The sequence below is a fragment of the Streptomyces boninensis genome (assembly GCF_048572725.1).
GTDB classification, from domain to species: Bacteria; Actinomycetota; Actinomycetes; order Streptomycetales; family Streptomycetaceae; genus Streptomyces; species Streptomyces boninensis.
In genome coordinates, this window is record NZ_CP183837.1 from 8,209,431 (window position 1) to 8,223,896 (window position 14,466).

At 70.8% G+C, this 14,466-nt stretch carries 15 protein-coding genes; 8 read left to right on the forward strand and 7 right to left on the reverse strand.

Annotation, left to right across the window (positions count from 1 at the left end; genetic code table 11):
• Positions 1-20: 20 nt before the first annotated feature.
• From ACNNMR_RS37040 to ACNNMR_RS37060, 5 genes are read left to right on the forward strand one after another with little or no spacing between them, the layout of a single operon-like run.
• Positions 21-614, forward strand: coding sequence for a helix-turn-helix domain-containing protein (locus ACNNMR_RS37040; protein WP_419999087.1), 594 nt, complete (start codon positions 21-23; stop codon positions 612-614).
• A 24-nt stretch (positions 615-638) separates the two neighbouring features.
• Positions 639-1,892, forward strand: a complete 1,254-nt coding sequence (locus ACNNMR_RS37045; RefSeq protein ID WP_419999088.1) for an MFS transporter — start codon at positions 639-641, stop codon at positions 1,890-1,892.
• Between the two features lie 36 nt (positions 1,893-1,928).
• Positions 1,929-2,579 (forward strand): HAD family hydrolase, encoded by a 651-nt coding sequence (locus ACNNMR_RS37050; protein ID WP_419999089.1) that lies wholly within the window; start codon positions 1,929-1,931, stop codon positions 2,577-2,579.
• Positions 2,576-2,968, forward strand: a complete 393-nt coding sequence (locus tag ACNNMR_RS37055; RefSeq protein WP_419999090.1) for a gamma-glutamylcyclotransferase family protein — start codon at positions 2,576-2,578, stop codon at positions 2,966-2,968. The genes ACNNMR_RS37050 and ACNNMR_RS37055 overlap by 4 nt, the downstream gene beginning before the upstream one ends.
• A 53-nt stretch (positions 2,969-3,021) precedes the next feature.
• Complete coding sequence (locus ACNNMR_RS37060; protein ID WP_419999091.1) at positions 3,022-4,443, forward strand: collagen-binding domain-containing protein; 1,422 nt, start codon at positions 3,022-3,024, stop codon at positions 4,441-4,443.
• A gap of 20 nt (positions 4,444-4,463) precedes the next feature.
• Here the strand turns inward: ACNNMR_RS37060 and ACNNMR_RS37065 are convergent, their stop codons facing one another.
• Positions 4,464-4,997, reverse strand: a complete 534-nt coding sequence (locus ACNNMR_RS37065; RefSeq protein WP_419999092.1) for a winged helix-turn-helix transcriptional regulator — start codon at positions 4,995-4,997, stop codon at positions 4,464-4,466.
• 95 nt (positions 4,998-5,092) lie between these two features.
• Between ACNNMR_RS37065 and ACNNMR_RS37070 the strand changes: the two genes are divergently transcribed.
• On the forward strand, positions 5,093-5,518 hold the full coding sequence (locus ACNNMR_RS37070; protein ID WP_419999093.1) for a tautomerase family protein: 426 nt from the start codon (positions 5,093-5,095) through the stop codon (positions 5,516-5,518).
• Positions 5,485-6,783, forward strand: a complete 1,299-nt coding sequence (locus tag ACNNMR_RS37075; RefSeq protein WP_419999094.1) for an MFS transporter — start codon at positions 5,485-5,487, stop codon at positions 6,781-6,783. Before ACNNMR_RS37070 ends, ACNNMR_RS37075 begins: the two co-directional genes overlap by 34 nt.
• Here the strand turns inward: ACNNMR_RS37075 and ACNNMR_RS37080 are convergent.
• The 5 genes from ACNNMR_RS37080 to ACNNMR_RS37100 all read right to left on the reverse strand — a co-directional run bounded on the left by ACNNMR_RS37080 (position 6,761) and on the right by ACNNMR_RS37100 (position 12,096).
• On the reverse strand, positions 6,761-8,557 hold the full coding sequence (locus ACNNMR_RS37080; RefSeq protein WP_419999095.1) for an AMP-dependent synthetase/ligase: 1,797 nt from the start codon (positions 8,555-8,557) through the stop codon (positions 6,761-6,763). The two genes, ACNNMR_RS37075 and ACNNMR_RS37080, sit on opposite strands and share 23 nt — an antisense overlap.
• A 9-nt stretch (positions 8,558-8,566) precedes the next feature.
• Positions 8,567-9,592: an LLM class F420-dependent oxidoreductase gene (locus ACNNMR_RS37085; RefSeq protein ID WP_419999096.1), complete on the reverse strand. Its 1,026-nt coding sequence runs from the start codon at positions 9,590-9,592 to the stop codon at positions 8,567-8,569.
• A 75-nt stretch (positions 9,593-9,667) separates the two neighbouring features.
• The gene (locus tag ACNNMR_RS37090) at positions 9,668-10,309 is read right to left on the reverse strand and encodes a TetR/AcrR family transcriptional regulator (protein ID WP_419999097.1); all 642 of its coding nucleotides are present in this window, start codon (positions 10,307-10,309) and stop codon (positions 9,668-9,670) included.
• A gap of 28 nt (positions 10,310-10,337) precedes the next feature.
• A complete protein-coding gene (locus ACNNMR_RS37095) occupies positions 10,338-11,480 on the reverse strand; it encodes an acyl-CoA dehydrogenase family protein (protein WP_419999098.1) in 1,143 nt (380 codons plus the stop codon).
• A complete protein-coding gene (locus ACNNMR_RS37100; RefSeq protein ID WP_419999099.1) occupies positions 11,458-12,096 on the reverse strand; it encodes a TetR/AcrR family transcriptional regulator in 639 nt (212 codons plus the stop codon). Before ACNNMR_RS37100 ends, ACNNMR_RS37095 begins: the two co-directional genes overlap by 23 nt.
• 142 nt (positions 12,097-12,238) lie before the next feature.
• Between ACNNMR_RS37100 and ACNNMR_RS37105 the strand changes: the two genes are divergently transcribed.
• Entirely contained in the window at positions 12,239-13,876 is a 1,638-nt protein-coding gene (locus ACNNMR_RS37105; protein ID WP_419999100.1) for a hypothetical protein, read from the forward strand.
• On the opposite strand, the gene ACNNMR_RS37110 is transcribed toward ACNNMR_RS37105, so the two are convergent.
• The gene (locus ACNNMR_RS37110; protein ID WP_419999101.1) at positions 13,844-14,455 is read right to left on the reverse strand and encodes a TetR/AcrR family transcriptional regulator; all 612 of its coding nucleotides are present in this window, start codon (positions 14,453-14,455) and stop codon (positions 13,844-13,846) included. The genes ACNNMR_RS37105 and ACNNMR_RS37110 overlap by 33 nt on opposite strands.
• Positions 14,456-14,466: the final 11 nt, after the last annotated feature.

Consider the following 14,466-nt stretch of genomic DNA (forward strand, 5'->3'; position numbering starts at 1 on the left):
TTCATATCTACGGTGTGGGTATGCGGCCCAAACACGAGCCCGAGCGGATCACCGACCTGGCGCGGCTCAAGGCGCTGACGAACCCGCTGCGGCTGCGGCTCTACCGGCTGCTCTACGCGGCCGGTCAGGCGACGGCGTCTCAGCTGGCCGAACAGGTCGGCGAGACGCCGTCGTTGGTGAGCTATCACCTGCGCAAGCTCGCCGACCACCGCTTCGTCGAGGCGGCCGAGGGGGCGGGCGAGGACGGCCGGGAGCGGTGGTGGCGGGTGGCGTCGGAGGAGGGCTGGGGCTTCAAGGACTCCGACTTCACCGGGACGCCGGAGGGAGCGGCCGCCGTTGGGGCGGTCACCCGGGGCATCTTCGAGACGCGGGCGGTTGCGTACGGGGTCTATCTCGACCAGCTGGCCACCTGGGAGAAGGACTGGACCGACGCCGCCTTCAGCTCGGAGTGGGTGCTTGATCTGGGGCCCGCGGAGCTCGCCGAGATGAGCGATGAGCTGGAGGCAGTGGCGCGGCGGTGGCGGGAGCGCGGGAAGGCGGCGCGGGCGGAGGGCGATACGGACGGGCGGGAGCATGTGTCGGTGCACCTGTACGGCTTCCCGTTCCGGCCCTGACCTCTCATCTCCGTGGAGGTACGGATGGCCCTCGCCCAGTCGGACGCCCTCGCCGCCCCCCGCCCGGCCCACCGCGACGGCAACGTGCTGCGCTGGCTCGGCGCGTACACCGCCGCGCTGATCGGCGACGGCGTCTACTTCGTCGCGCTCGGCTGGAGCGCGCGGTCCATCGCGGGGCCCGCGGAGGTCGGCCTCGTCGTGGCCATTGGGGCGCTGCCCCGGGCGCTGCTGATGCTCGTCGGGGGCGTGGTCGCCGACCGGTTCGGGCCGCGGCGGGTGGTCCTGGGCAGCGATGCGCTGCGGTGCCTGTGTGTCCTCGCGGTCGCGGGCTGCGTCGCGGTCGCCGGGCCCGCGATGTGGATGCTGATCGTCGCGGCGGTGGTGTTCGGGGTCGCGGATGCGGTCTTTGTGCCGGCGGTGGGGGCGTTGCCGCCGCGGATCACCGGCGCCGATCAGCTGGCGCGGGTGACCGGCATGCGGTCGCTGTCGATGCGGATGGGGCAGATCGCGGGGCCGCCGGCCGGCGGGCTGGCGATGGGCTTGGGGGGCCCGGCGGCCGCGTTCGCCGCCGCGGGACTGCTCTTCGCGGTGTCGCTGCCGCTGCTGCTGGCCATGCGGCTGCGGCCGTTGCCCCCGCACGAGGAGTCGCGGCCGGTGCCAGGGACCGCCCGGCAGGACCTGCTCGACGGCCTCCGCTACATCAGGCGCCACCCCCTCGTCCGCCCGCTCGTCCTCGCCTGCGCCACCTTCGAGCTCGGCCTCGGCGGCACGATCGGCGTCGGCATGGTGCTGCTCAACGACGAGCGCGGCTGGGGCCCTTCCGGCTACGGCTGGATCGTCAGCGCCTTCGGCGCCGGAGCCGCCGCCAGCGCCGCGCTGCTGGCCATCGCGGGCCGGCTGCCCCGGGCCGGGCTGCTGCTCGCCTGCTCGCTGGGCACCGGTTGCGCGGGCGCCGTCGTCATCGCGCTGGTGCCGTCGCTCCCGTACGCCGTGCTGACCGCCGTCGGCATGGGCCTGTCCGCGGGCATCTTCGGCAGCCTCGACAACGCCCTCATCCAGGCCGCGACCGCCCCCGCCTACCTGGGCCGGGTGACCTCCGTCGTCATGCTCGCCGTGGTCGGCCTCGCGCCGCTGGGCTACCCGGCGATGGGCGCCGCGATCGGCGCCTGGGGGGTCGCGCCGACATTCACCGGCTGCGCCGCCTTCGCCGCCCTCGGCGTGGCGATCGCGCTGGGCTCGCGGGCGGTGCGCGGGGCGGAGCTGCCGCGGGGCCGCTGATCGCGCGGGCCGCACCGCCGTGGTCAACTGTCCGTCATGCCGCTTCTGCTGCTCGACCTCGACAACACTCTGGTCGACCGCGACGCCGCCTTTCGCGCCGCGGTCGCCGCGTTTCTCGCCGAGTACGGACTGCCCGCCGCCGATCTCGCGTGGCTGATGACGATCGACGGCGGCGGCTACACCCCCCGCGCCGAAGTCGCCGCGGCGATGACCGACCGCTACCGGGACCCGGCCCCCGCCCCCGCCATCCACGCCCTGCTCGACCAGGGCGCCGCCGACCGCGTCACGCTGCCGGACGCCACCCGCGAGGCCCTGGACGAGGCCCGGGCCGGTGGCTGGACCTCGGTGATCATCAGCAACGGGCGCACGGCCCAGCAGGAAGCAAAGATCCGCCACTGCGGCCTCGACCGGCTGGTCCAGGGATGGGCGATCTCCGAGGCGGTAGGCAGCAAGAAACCCGACCCGCAGATCTTCCACGCCGCCGCGAACGCCGTCGCCGCACCCCTCACCGACGCCTGGGTCATCGGCGACTCCCCGCACGCCGACATCGCCGGCGCGCACGCCCTCGGCCTGCGCAGCGTGTGGGTGTCGAACGGGCGGCCGTGGGACCTGGACTCCTGCCGCCCTACCCAGGTCGCCGCGGATGCGGCCGCCGCGATCGCGTACGCCACGGGGAGCCCGGCATGACCGAGCCCCGGCCCGACCTGTTCGCGTACGGGACCCTGCAGTTCGACGAGGTCCTCCAGGCGCTGCTCGGACGCGTGCCGCGGCATGCCCCGGACCGCGCTCCGGACTGGCGGGCGGCGGCCCTGGAGCGGCGCCTGTACCCGGGCCTCGTGGCGGGTCCCGGCGCCGCCGCCCCCGGTGCGCTGCTCACCGGCCTCAGCGCCAGGGAGTGGGCGATCCTCGACGCCTACGAGGACGATCAGTACGAGCTGCGCGAGATCACCCTCGCCTCCGGCCGCCGCTGTCTCACCTATGTGTGGGAAGGCGGCGAGGTGCTGGACGCGGACTGGGACGCGGAGGAGTTCAGGGTGCGCCACTTGCGTGCGTATGCCGAACAAATGCGCCCATGAATTCGTAAGTGTCGCTGCTTTCGCAAATAAGTTCTTATCCCTATAAATGCCAGATGATCCTCCACGCCTTGCGCCGCCCCGGCCTCCTGGCAGCAGGCGGAGCACTACTCGCGCTCCTCCTCCCGGCGGCGGCCGCCGCCGACGTCACCTCCCGGGCCCCGATCGGCAACCCGATGGCCGGCAACAACGGCTTCTCCACGATCGTCCGCGGAGACGCCCTGCTGGGCAGCACGGAGATGGAAGGCCCCACGGCCATCGGCGGGAACCTGCGCTTCGGCCCCGGCTACAACGTGGCGCTGCACACCCCGGGCTCCTGGACCGCGCCCGGCGACAGCGAGCCCACGGCGCTGCTCGTCAACGGCCAGGTCGACCTGGCCGATTCGGCGACCAGCGGCGTGCTGCGCGTGATCAGCGGCTACACCAAAGTCGGCGACACCACCGGCGTAAGCATCGCCGACGAGGACAGCAACGGCGCATCCGTCAACACCCGGGTCGTCGCGGACGGCGCGGGCTACGACAGCACGCCCCGCATCGAAATGACGACGCGGCAGCCCGTCGACTCGGTCGGCCCGCAGCCGGATCTGATGGACTTCGACTCGATCTTCGACACCTACAAGGAGCGGGCCCGCGCCATCGCCGCCTGCCCGAACAACGTCGACCTCAACGGCGGCCGCATCACCCTCGCCCCCGACCGCACCAACATCCTGCACATCACCGGCGACCAGCTGAACGACCTCAGCGAGCTCACCTTCCTCAACAAGCCCACCAAGTCGGGCCCGCTGGCCATCGTCGTCGACACGACGGCCACGGGCGGCACCTACTCGTGGGACGTCCCCAACATGGCAGGGGTCAGCGGGGAGGACGCGCCGTACATCCTCTGGGACTTCCCCGACGCCACGGACATCACGATCGCCAGCGGTGACAGCATCGAGGGCACGATCTACGCGCCCAGCGCCAAGCTCACCGACATCGACCCCGCCAACATCGAGGGCGACATCGCCGTGGACGAGCTGGTCGCCGGGCCAATGAGCAGCCCCACCGACCCACCGGTGAACGCCGGCGAGATCCACTATTTCCCCTTTGACGCGGAGCTGGACTGCCAGGGGCCGGCGCCCAGCGGGGCGGTCCTCGGGGCGATCCACCTACGCAAGACGGACACCGCCAACAGCAAGCTGCTGGCGGGCGCGGTATTCGAGCTGTGGCGGGAGAACAACGGACAGCCCGGACTGCAGACTTCAGGGGATGACGCCGACCTGCTCGTCAGAGCCCCCTGCACCACCACCGACCGCGGGAGCTGCGAATTCCGCTTCCTTCTGCCGGGCGACTACTACCTGCGCGAGACCGCCGCACCCGAGGAATACGACCTGCCCGCCGACCCGGTGACGGGGCCGTACGCCGTCACCGCGGGCAATGCCGATGCCGGCGTCGACGTCGTCCTGGACAACACCCGCAGCGACGGCGGCAAGGACAAGTGAGTCCACGGCCACGAGCTTGGTCACGCATGACACGACCCTGCTGACGGCGGTCTACCAGACGGCGCGGATCCATGACGGCCGGCTGAACTGACCCGGACCTCGATGTCCTCGGACTCGGCCTCGGCCACCGGCTCGGCCGTCACCCGGACGGTGACGGGCCGGCCGGTGCCCGACTCGACGAAGGCCAGCGGTGGCCGCCCGTCCTGCAGATGCTCATCGCCCCACCGCATCAGGGAGAGAAAGACCGGGAGCAGATCCTCGCCGGCGAGGGTGAGGTGGTATTCGTCGCGCGGCCGACTGCCCTGCTCCTGATACGGCACGCGCACCAGGATCCCGGCGGCCTCCAGCTGCTTGAGCGCCCGCGACACGGCGGGCGCGGAGGCGCCGATCCGCGATACGAACTCCTCGAACCTGCTGGTCCCGTAGAAGCACTCGCGGATCACCAGAAACGCCGTCTTCGTGCTGATCACGCCCAGCACCCGCTCAGCCGAGCACCCGTCCCCGACCGCCCACGCATCCCGGTCGCGCAGCCGCTCCTCGAACTCCATCGCCATACCGGCATGGTAACTAACGCTTGCGTTAGGCAGGGCGGCCGTGATTCCGTCTGGCTAATGCCGTCGTTAGTCAGATGAGGGAGTGCTCAACTGCCATGCCCATGTGGACCGTTCACCACACCCCGGGACTCTTCACCGCCGAGGACAAGCACTCCCTCGCCACCCGCATCGCCGACCACTACGAGGCCGTCGGACTGCCCCGTTTCTACGTGGTCACCCTGTTCCACGAGTCCCGGCCCGAGGACTTCTACGTCGGCGGCGAACCCGCGGCGCCCGCGGTCCGTATCGCCATCGACCACATCGCCCGCCGCAACCCCGACCAGGCGACCCGCCGCCGCACCGCCCAGTGGATCAAGGGCATGCTGCTGCCGCAGCTCGAACGGCACCCGGGGCTGCACTGGGAGTTCCATGTGGACGAGACCAGCAGGGACCTGTGGATGATCAACGGCATCGTGCCGCCGCCGGAGGGTTCCGACGCGGAGCGCGCGTGGGCGGAGCGGAACGCCGCGGTTCCGTACTGATGGCGGCGGGGCTGTGGGGGAACTCCGCGTATCGCACCTTCCTCGGGATCCAGACGCTCTCCGCGCTCGGTGACTCCTTCTCGTACGTCGCGCTGCCGCTGCTCGTGCTGCACAGCACCGGGTCGCTGCTGCAGATGGGGCTCGTCACGGCGCTCACCGGGGCCGCGTCCATCCTGACCGGGCTGTTCGCGGGCGTTGTCGTCGATCGCTTCGATCGGCGGCGGCTGCTCATGCTCGCCGATGGGGCGCGCTGCCTGCTCTATCTGCTGATACCGGCCGCCTGGGCCTTTGCGACGCCGGTCTGGCTGATCTATGCCGTCGTCCCGGTCGCGGGCTGCTTCTCGATGCTCTTTCAAGTCACGTACGTGACCGTGGTGCCCGCCATCGTCCGGCCGGATCAGATCACCAAGGCCAATGGCCACATGTACGCGACGTACGCGATCGCCGGCGTCGCAGGCCCGGCCCTCGCCGGCTTCGTGGCGTCGGTCGCCGGGCCCGCCGCGGCGATCGGGATCGACGCGGCGACCTTCGCGGTGTCGGCGCTCGGCATCCTCTTCGTACGATTCGACGCCAGGCCCAGAGCCGTGGCCGACGGGCACGAACGCGGTGGCGGCATCCGGCAGGAGTTCCTCGCCGGCGCGAAGTTCCTCTTCGCCCATCCCGTGCTGCGCCCGCTGACGCTGCTGCTCTCGCTGCTCACCTTCCTCATCTACGGGCTGACTGACCTGGTCATCTATCTCGTCAAGCACGAGCTCGACCGCCCGGACACCACCGTCGGCTGGGTGCTGACGGCCGGGACCGTCGGCTCGTTCATCGCGTCCGCTGCCGTGTCGCGGGTGCGGAAGCGGCTCGGGTTCGGCGTGGCGTGGGTGGGCGCCTTCGTGGTCGCCGGGTGTGCCGTCGCCGGGATCGGGCTGGCCGGGAGCGTGCCGGTGATCGCCGGGCTGATGACCGTCACCATGATGTGCACCGGCATCGCCGGGATCTGCTCGATGTCGCTGCGGCAGGAGGTGACGCCCCGGCATCTGCTGGGGCGCGTCACGTCCTCGTTCTGGACCATTCACAACGCGCTGGGCCCGGTCGGCGCAGGCGTCGCCACCGCGGCCGCGGGCGGCTTCGGGGTCACCGCCATCTGCCTTGTCATCGGCGGCGCCGTGCTGGCCATCGCGCTCACCGGCCTGCTCACCGGCATCAGGACCGGAGCGCGCCCGGCGCCCGCACCAGATGAGGCGAAACCCGCTGTCAGTCCCGATATAGCGCCTTGATCCGCTCCCCATGCAGCTCCCGCACCACCCGCCTGCGCAGCTTCAGCGACGGGGTCAGCTCGCCCGTGTCCGGGCTCCACTCGCGGTCGAGGAGGGCGTGGCGCTTGACCTGCTCGGTGCTGTTGAGGTGGGTGTTGGCCGCCGCTACCGCCCGCGCCACCTCCTCCCGCAGCCGCGGATGTGCCGTCACCGCGGCGAAGTCGCCCTCGATGCCTTCCGCTGCCGCCCATGCCGCCGTCGCCTCCGGGTCGGGGACGATCAGCGCCACCAGGTACGAGCGGCCGTCGCCGTGGACGAAGGCCTGGCCTATCAAGGGGTGTTCCTTGAGGGTGTTCTCGACGAGCGCCGGGGAGACGTTCTTGCCCGTCGACGTAACGATCATTTCCTTCTTACGGTCCGTGAGCCACAGGAAGCCGTCGTCGTCCAGCCGCCCGATGTCCCCCGTCGCGAACCAGCCGTCAGCGTCCACCGCCGCCGCCACCGAGCCATCGGCCTGCAGATATCCCGCGAACACCGTCTCCCCGCGGACCTCGATCTCGCCGTCCGCGGCAATCCGTATCTCCACCCCCTCGATCGCGCGACCCACCGACCCGAGCCGGAAGCCGGACGGGCTGTTGGTGGTGGCGACGCCGACCGTCTCGGTCAGGCCCCAGGCGTCGTTGATGACGATGCCGAAGCCCGCGAAGAAATCGACCACATCCCGCGGCATCGGCGCCGACGCGCTTGCCGTCCAGACCAGTTGCTCAAAGCCCGCCAGCGCGAGCAGCGGCTCGATGACCTCCGCCCGCGCCTTCGCGTACGCCGCCGCCAGCTCGCCCGGCGGCTCCTCGCCGCGCTCCTTGCACGTGACGTACGAGCGCGCCGTCCCGCCCGCCGCCGCCAGCGCCTCCCGCTGCGGCTCCGGCAGCAGCGCGAGCCCGGCCCGTATCGAAGCGGCGAGCTTCTCCCACACCCGGGGCACGCCGAAGAACTCTGCCGGGTGCAGCTCGCGGACCGTCGCCGCGACTGCCGTCGGGTCGGTGCACAGGCGGACGTGGGCGGCGCGGAAGACCGGGAGGTAGATGCCGAGCATGCGCTCGGCGATGTGCGCGAAGGGGAGGTAGCAGACGTGCTCGACGTGGTCGGGGAGGTCGGTGACGCCGTCCAGGGAGACGGCGTTGCGGAGCACGTTGTGGTGGCTGACCACCACGCCCTTGGGGTCGCCGGTCGTGCCGGAGGTGTAGACGACGGTGAGCGGGTCGGCGGGGGTGGTCTGCCGCCAGGCCTTGTCGATGGCGTCGGCGGTGTCGGCGTACGTGCGCCGGCCGATCTCCAGCAGCGCCGCATAGCCGCCCTGCTCGACATTGAGCAGCTTCTCCAGGCCCGAGCCCGTGTCCGCGAACGCCGGCTCGAAGCGGGACGCCTGCGCCGCCCCCTCGACCACGGCGAGGCGGGCGCGGCTGTGGCGGGCGATGTAGGCGACCTGCTCGGGCGCCGACGTGCCGTAGACGCTGACCGGGACGGCGCCCAGCTGGACGAGGGCGAGGTCACAGAGCCAGTGCTCGGGGATGTTGCCCATCATCAGCAGGACGTGGTCGCCGCGGCCGATGCCGTGCACGGCGAAGCCCGCCGCGAGGTGGTCGATGCGGGTGCGGGCCTCGGACCAGGTGAGGGTGGTCCAGGTGTCGTCCGGCGCGCGCCAGGACAGGGCCGGGAGGCCGGGGTGGTCCTCGGCGTTCCGGGCGAGCAGCGCCGGGATGGTGAGCGGGTCGGGCAGGCGCAGGATCGTGGTCACAGCGGCCTCCTAGAGCCAGTTTTTCAACATCTCGAGCTGCCGGGCCGGCTCCTGGCCGACGGGATGGACATTGAGCATCGTGACCCCGGCCTCGCGGAATGCCGCCACCCGCTCGCGTACGTAACCCTCCGGCCCGCACAGCGTCGTGAGCTCGCACAGCTCATCCGGCACGGCCGCCGCCGCCTCCGCCTTCTTGCCCGCGAGATAGAGGTCCTGGATGCGCTCGGCCTCCTTCTTGTAGCCGTACGCCCGCGCCAGGTCGTTGTAGAAGTTCTTGCGCCGCGAGCCCATGCCGCCGACGTACAACGCGATCTGCGGACGCGCCAGATCGCGCAGCGCCGCCGCGTCGTCGCCGATGGCGAGCAGCCCGCCCGCGACGATCTGCAGCGGGCCGAGCTCGGCGGAGCGACTGGCGAGGCCCTTCGCCAGCGAGGCGCCCCAGACGTCCTGGACCTTCTCCGGGATGACGAAGGTCGGCAGCCAGCCGTCCGCGATCTGCGCGGTGGCCTCGGTGTTGGCCGGGCCGAGGGCGGCGATGTAGACGGGGACGGACGGGCGCACCGGCTTGGTGAGGATCTTCAGCGGCTTGCCGCGGCCGCCGCCCTTGTCCGCGGGCAGCGGCATGTCGCTGATGCCGTGGTGGTCGATCACCTCGCGGCGCAGGATGCGGCGGCAGAGCTCGACGGTCTCGCGGGTGCGGCCCAGCGGGCGGTCGTACGGGCGGCCGTGCCAGCCCTCGACGACCTGCGGGCCCGAGGCGCCGAGGCCGAGGATCGCCCGGCCGCCGGAGACGGCGTCCAGGCCCGCGGCGGTCTGGGCGATGAGGGCGGGGGTGCGCGAGTAGACATTCAGGATCGCGGAGCCGATGCGGGCGCGCTCGGTGCGGGCCGCCAAATAGCCCATGATCGTGGGGGAGTCGAAGCCGTACGCCTCGGCCACCCAGATGGCGTCGAGGCCCGCCCGCTCCCAGCCGGCCACCTCATCGGCGGCGGCGCGGGGGTCGGTCGCGTACTGGAGGGTGGTGGCGAGTTCCATGGGGGACAGTGTTGACGTGCGCAGTGAAACAAGTCAATGCCCCGTGTATCACCGTCGCCCGACCGGCTCGGGCTCTCAACTCCCCAGCAGCGGCGTCAGATAGCGGCGGACGAACTTCCGCGCCTGCTCCGTATCGTCCAGCTGGAAGCAGCTGACCGGGTTGAGTAGGAAGGACACCGTGATCCGCACCATCAGCTCGGCCACCGGCGTCGGGTCGCCGGCCGGGCGGCCCTCCTCGCGCTGGGCGTGCCGCAGCCGGGTCGTCAGGTAGTCGCGCATCATCACGAACTGCGGGCCCGACTCCACCGTCAGATACGGCAGCATCACCTCCGGCTCCAGGCGCAGCAGGCCGCCGATGAGCGGGTGATCCCTGATGTGCCGGAGCAGGATGACGAAGCCCTCCTCCAGGCGCTGCTGCATCGTCGGCACGTCGGCGACCGCCTCGTCCACCTCGGCCACGAAGCGGCGGTACTCGCGCAGCAGGCACTCCTGGACGAGCTGGTCCTTGCTGCCGATCCGGCGGTAGACGGTGACGCGGGAGACCTTGGCGCGCCGCGCCACGTCGTCGATCGTGGAGCGGCGCAGCCCGAAGGTCATGAACTGCTGGCACGCCGCGTCCAGGATCTTCTCCCGCAGCGCGTCCCCGGCCGGCGCCGTCGCCGCCGCGCGGGCGAGCACGACGGCCTCGGCCTCGGTGTCGCTTATCGGTGGTGCCATACAGAGAGACTAACTCAGTGCATCTGTTTCACAGTCCGTATGTCCTGCCGATGATGTCCCGCTGGATCTCGCTCGTCCCGCCGTACACCGTCGATACGACGGACGAGCGCAGCAGCGCCTCCATGCCGTACTCGGTGGCGTAGCCGTAACCGCCCATCATCTGCATGCCCTCCAGCGCCATGTGCTTGGCGAGTTCGGTGCACTTGAGCTTGGCCATCGACGCCTCGCGGGCGAAGACCTTGTCCGGGGCGGCGTCGATCTGCGCGGCGACGTCGTCGAGGAGCAGGCGGGCGCACTCGAGCTCGGTGGCGTTGTCGGCGATGCGGTGCTTCAGCGCCTGGAAGGAGCCGATCGGGCGGCCGAACTGCTCGCGCTGGCGCACGTAGTCGAGGGTGTCGTCGAAGGCGCGGCGGGCGACGCCGAGCATCACGGCGGCGAGGATCATCCGCTCCAGGTTCAGCCCGGTCATCAGCTGCGGCCAGGCCTGGCCCTCGGCGCCGACGACCGCCGACTCGGGGAGGTAGCAGTCGGTGAAGTAGAGGTCATTGACCTCGCGGCCGCCCATCGTGTCGATGCCGCGGATCTCCAGGCCCGCGGTGTCCGTCGGCACCATGAACTGCGTCAGGCCCGCGTGCTTGGACTCCTCCTGGGACGTACGGGCGATGAGGAGGATGTGGTCGGCGAGGTGGGCATTGGAGCACCAGGTCTTCTGCCCGTTGATGACATAGCCGCCGTTCTTGCGCTCCGCGCGGCAGGTCAGCGCGCCGACGTCGGAGCCGGCGCCCGGCTCCGACATGGAGATCGCCTCGATACGGCCGCGTACGACACCCTCCAGCACGGTCCGCTTCTGCTCCTCGGAGCCGAATTTCTCGTACGCGGCCGCCGCGATGATCGTGGTCGAGAAGCCGCTGATCGGGGCGCGGCCATAACCGGTCTCCTCCAGGAAGAGGCACAGCTCGCCCATCCCCATGCCCGCGCCGCCGTACGCCTCGGGCACGGCTATGCCGAGCCAGCCGAGGCCGGCCATCTTCTCGTAGAGCTGCTGGCTGTGATGCTCCCGGCCATGGTCGGTGAGCAGGTCCCGCTGCTCCTTCGTGCCGCACTCGCGGCGGCAGAAGTCGGTGATCGCCTTGACCAGGTCGCGGCGCTCATCGGTCAGGACTCGGGGCATGGGTGATTCCTTTCATCATGGCGGGGTGCACCGTGTGCAGCAGATGGATCACGGTGCGGGTCAGCATCACGTGCAGGTCGTCGCGGGTGAGCGTGCCGCGCACCAGCCACTCGCGGGAGGCGGCCTTCAGCATGGCGCTGTGCGCGCGGATCATCGCCCGGAGCCGGTCGCGGCCGTCCTCGACGTCGGCCAGCAGCGCGGCCTGGAGGATGTGGTCGGTGGCGATCTCGTCGGCTTCCAGCATGATCTGGTCGATGTCCGGGTCGTTGCCGAGCGCGGCGGGACCGATCGCCGACAGCCACATCTCGCGGTTGCGTTCCACGACGTCGAGCCAGCGGTCGACGCAGACGGCGAGCCGCTCCTCGGGGCCGGTGGCCGGCAGCCGCTCGGAGACGGACGGCGGCACGACCATCATCTGCCGTACGACCTCGAGGTAGAGCTGCCGCTTGTCGCCGAAGTAGTGGTTGATCAGCCCGCGGGCGGCGCCGGCCTCGGCGGCGATGTCGGCGGTGGCCACGGCGCTGTAGCCGTGGGTGCCGAACAGCCGCCTGGCCACGGCGAGAATCTCCGCCCGGCGGGCGTCGGGATCCAGCCTGCGTCGCTGCGTCCGGTGCATGGAGCAACGGTGCGACGCTATTGGCGAAGTGTCAATAAGCAGTGAACAGGTCAAGCGTCCCGGACACTTGACTGACTGTCAGGTGCGCGCCATTCTCATCCGTACCTACGCGTCAGTAAGTTCTACGGAAGGCAGGTTCGCGATGACCCTCCTGCGCAGACGCGCGCTGCTGGCACTCCTCACCACCTTCCTGCTGACCTGCGGACTGGCCGGCTCGCCCGCGACCGGCGCCGACGGCGGCAACTGGTGGGAGCCCAGCGCGCGCCCCGCCGCCGACTCGCAGATCAACGCGACCGGCGAGCCCTTCCGCGGTACGGACAGCCAGGGCAAGGTCCGCGGTTACGTAGACGCGCACAACCACGTCATGTCCAACGAGGGCTTCGGCGGCCGGATCATCTGCGGCAAGCCCTTCGACCAGACCGGCGTCGCCGAGGCGCTCAAGGACTGCCCCGAGCACTACCCGGACGGCTCCGGCGCCCTCTTCGAGAACATCACCGGCGGCGCCGACGGCAAGCACGACCCGGTCGGCTGGCCGACCTTCAAGCACTGGCCCGCCCACGACTCCCTCAGCCACCAGCAGAACTACTACGCCTGGCTGGAGCGCGCCTGGCGCGGCGGCCAGCGGGTCCTGGTCAACGACCTCGTCACCAACGGCCTGCTCTGCTCGATCTATCCGGCCAAGGACCGCGGCTGCAACGAGATGGACGCGATCCGGCTGGAGGCCAAGAAGACCTTCGAGATGCAGGACTACATCGACAAGATCTACGGCGGCCCCGGCAAGGGCTTCTTCCGCATCGTCAAGGACTCCGCCCAGGCCCGTCAGGTCATCGAGGACGGCAAGCTCGCCGTGGTGCTGGGCGTGGAGACCTCCGAGCCCTTCGGCTGCAAGCAGACCCTGGGCATTCCCGGGTGCTCGAAGGCCGACATCGACCGCGGCCTGGACGAGCTGTACGACATCGGCGTACGCAGCATGTTCCTGTGCCACAAGTTCGACAACGCGCTGTGCGGCGTGCGCTTCGACTCCGGCGGCATCGGCACGGCCGTGAACGTGGGACAGTTCCTGTCCACCGGCACCTTCTGGCGTACGGAGAAGTGCAAGGGCGCGCAGCAGGACAACCCGATCAGCAACGCCCCGCTGCCCGACGAGATCGCCAATCTGCTGCCGCCCGGCACCGGCCTGCCCGTCTACCCGACCGATGCCAGGTGCAACGCCCGCGGCCTCACCGGGCTCGGCGAGCACGCGGTCAACGGGATGATGAAGCGCGGCATGATGCTCGAGGTCGACCACATGAGCGTCAAGGCCGCGGGCCGCGCGCTGGACATGCTGGAGGCGGCGAAGTACCCGGGCGTCATCTCCAGCCACAGCTGGATGGACAACAGCTGGATGGAGCGGCTCTACAAGCTCGGCGGCTTCGCGGCCCCGTACATGAACGCCGCGGCACACTTCGTCGAGGAGGCCAAGGGCACCAAGGCGCTGCGCGACAAGTACGGCATCGGCCTCGGTTACGGCACCGACATGAACGGCGTCGGCGGCTGGCCGGCACCGGGCGGCCAGGAGGTGAAGTACCCGTACCGCAGCGCCGACGGCGGCACCGAGCTCGACCGGCAGAAGACGGGCGAGCGGACCTGGGACTTCAACAAGGACGGGGCCGCGCACGTCGGCATGGTCCCGGACTGGATCGAGCAGATGCGGCTCAGCGGGGGCGCGGACACGGTGCGCGATCTGCTGGGCGGCGCGGAGTCCTACCTACGCACCTGGGGAGCCACCGAGCGCCACTAGATTCATGATCTGATCCGCGACCGTGTCGAGGACCTCACCCGCGTTCTCCTCGTCGCCGAGGACGAGGAAGTTGAGGGTGAGGCCGTCGGTCAGCGCGGCGAGATAGCGGGCGGCCGTCCCCTCGGGGACGGTCAGCTCGACGCCGATGCGCTGGATCACCTTGGCGTGCGCGTCGACATAGCGCTCGTACTGGCGCCGGGCCAGATGCTCGTAGCCCGGCTCGCGCAGCGCGTACTGCGTCAGTTCGTACGTCAGCAGGTGCTCGCCGCGGCTGGCGAGGACATGGTCCCAGTACGCCTGCAGACCCGCCCGCACCGTGCCGCGCAGGGTGTCCTCCTGCGCGGCGCGGTGGCTGACGGTGGCCAGCACCCGGGACTCGGAGTGGTCGGATATCGCCTCCATGACGGCTTCGAGCAGCTCCTGCTTGGCGCTGAAGCAGTAGTGGAAGACGCTGAGCGAGACGCCCGCCTCGGCCACGATGGCGCGGGTGGTGGTCCTGGCCACCCCGTCCCTGGTCATGACGCGGATGGCCGCCTCGACCAGCTGCCGACGGCGTTCGGCATGCGGCATGCGTCCCATGTCAACCTCCC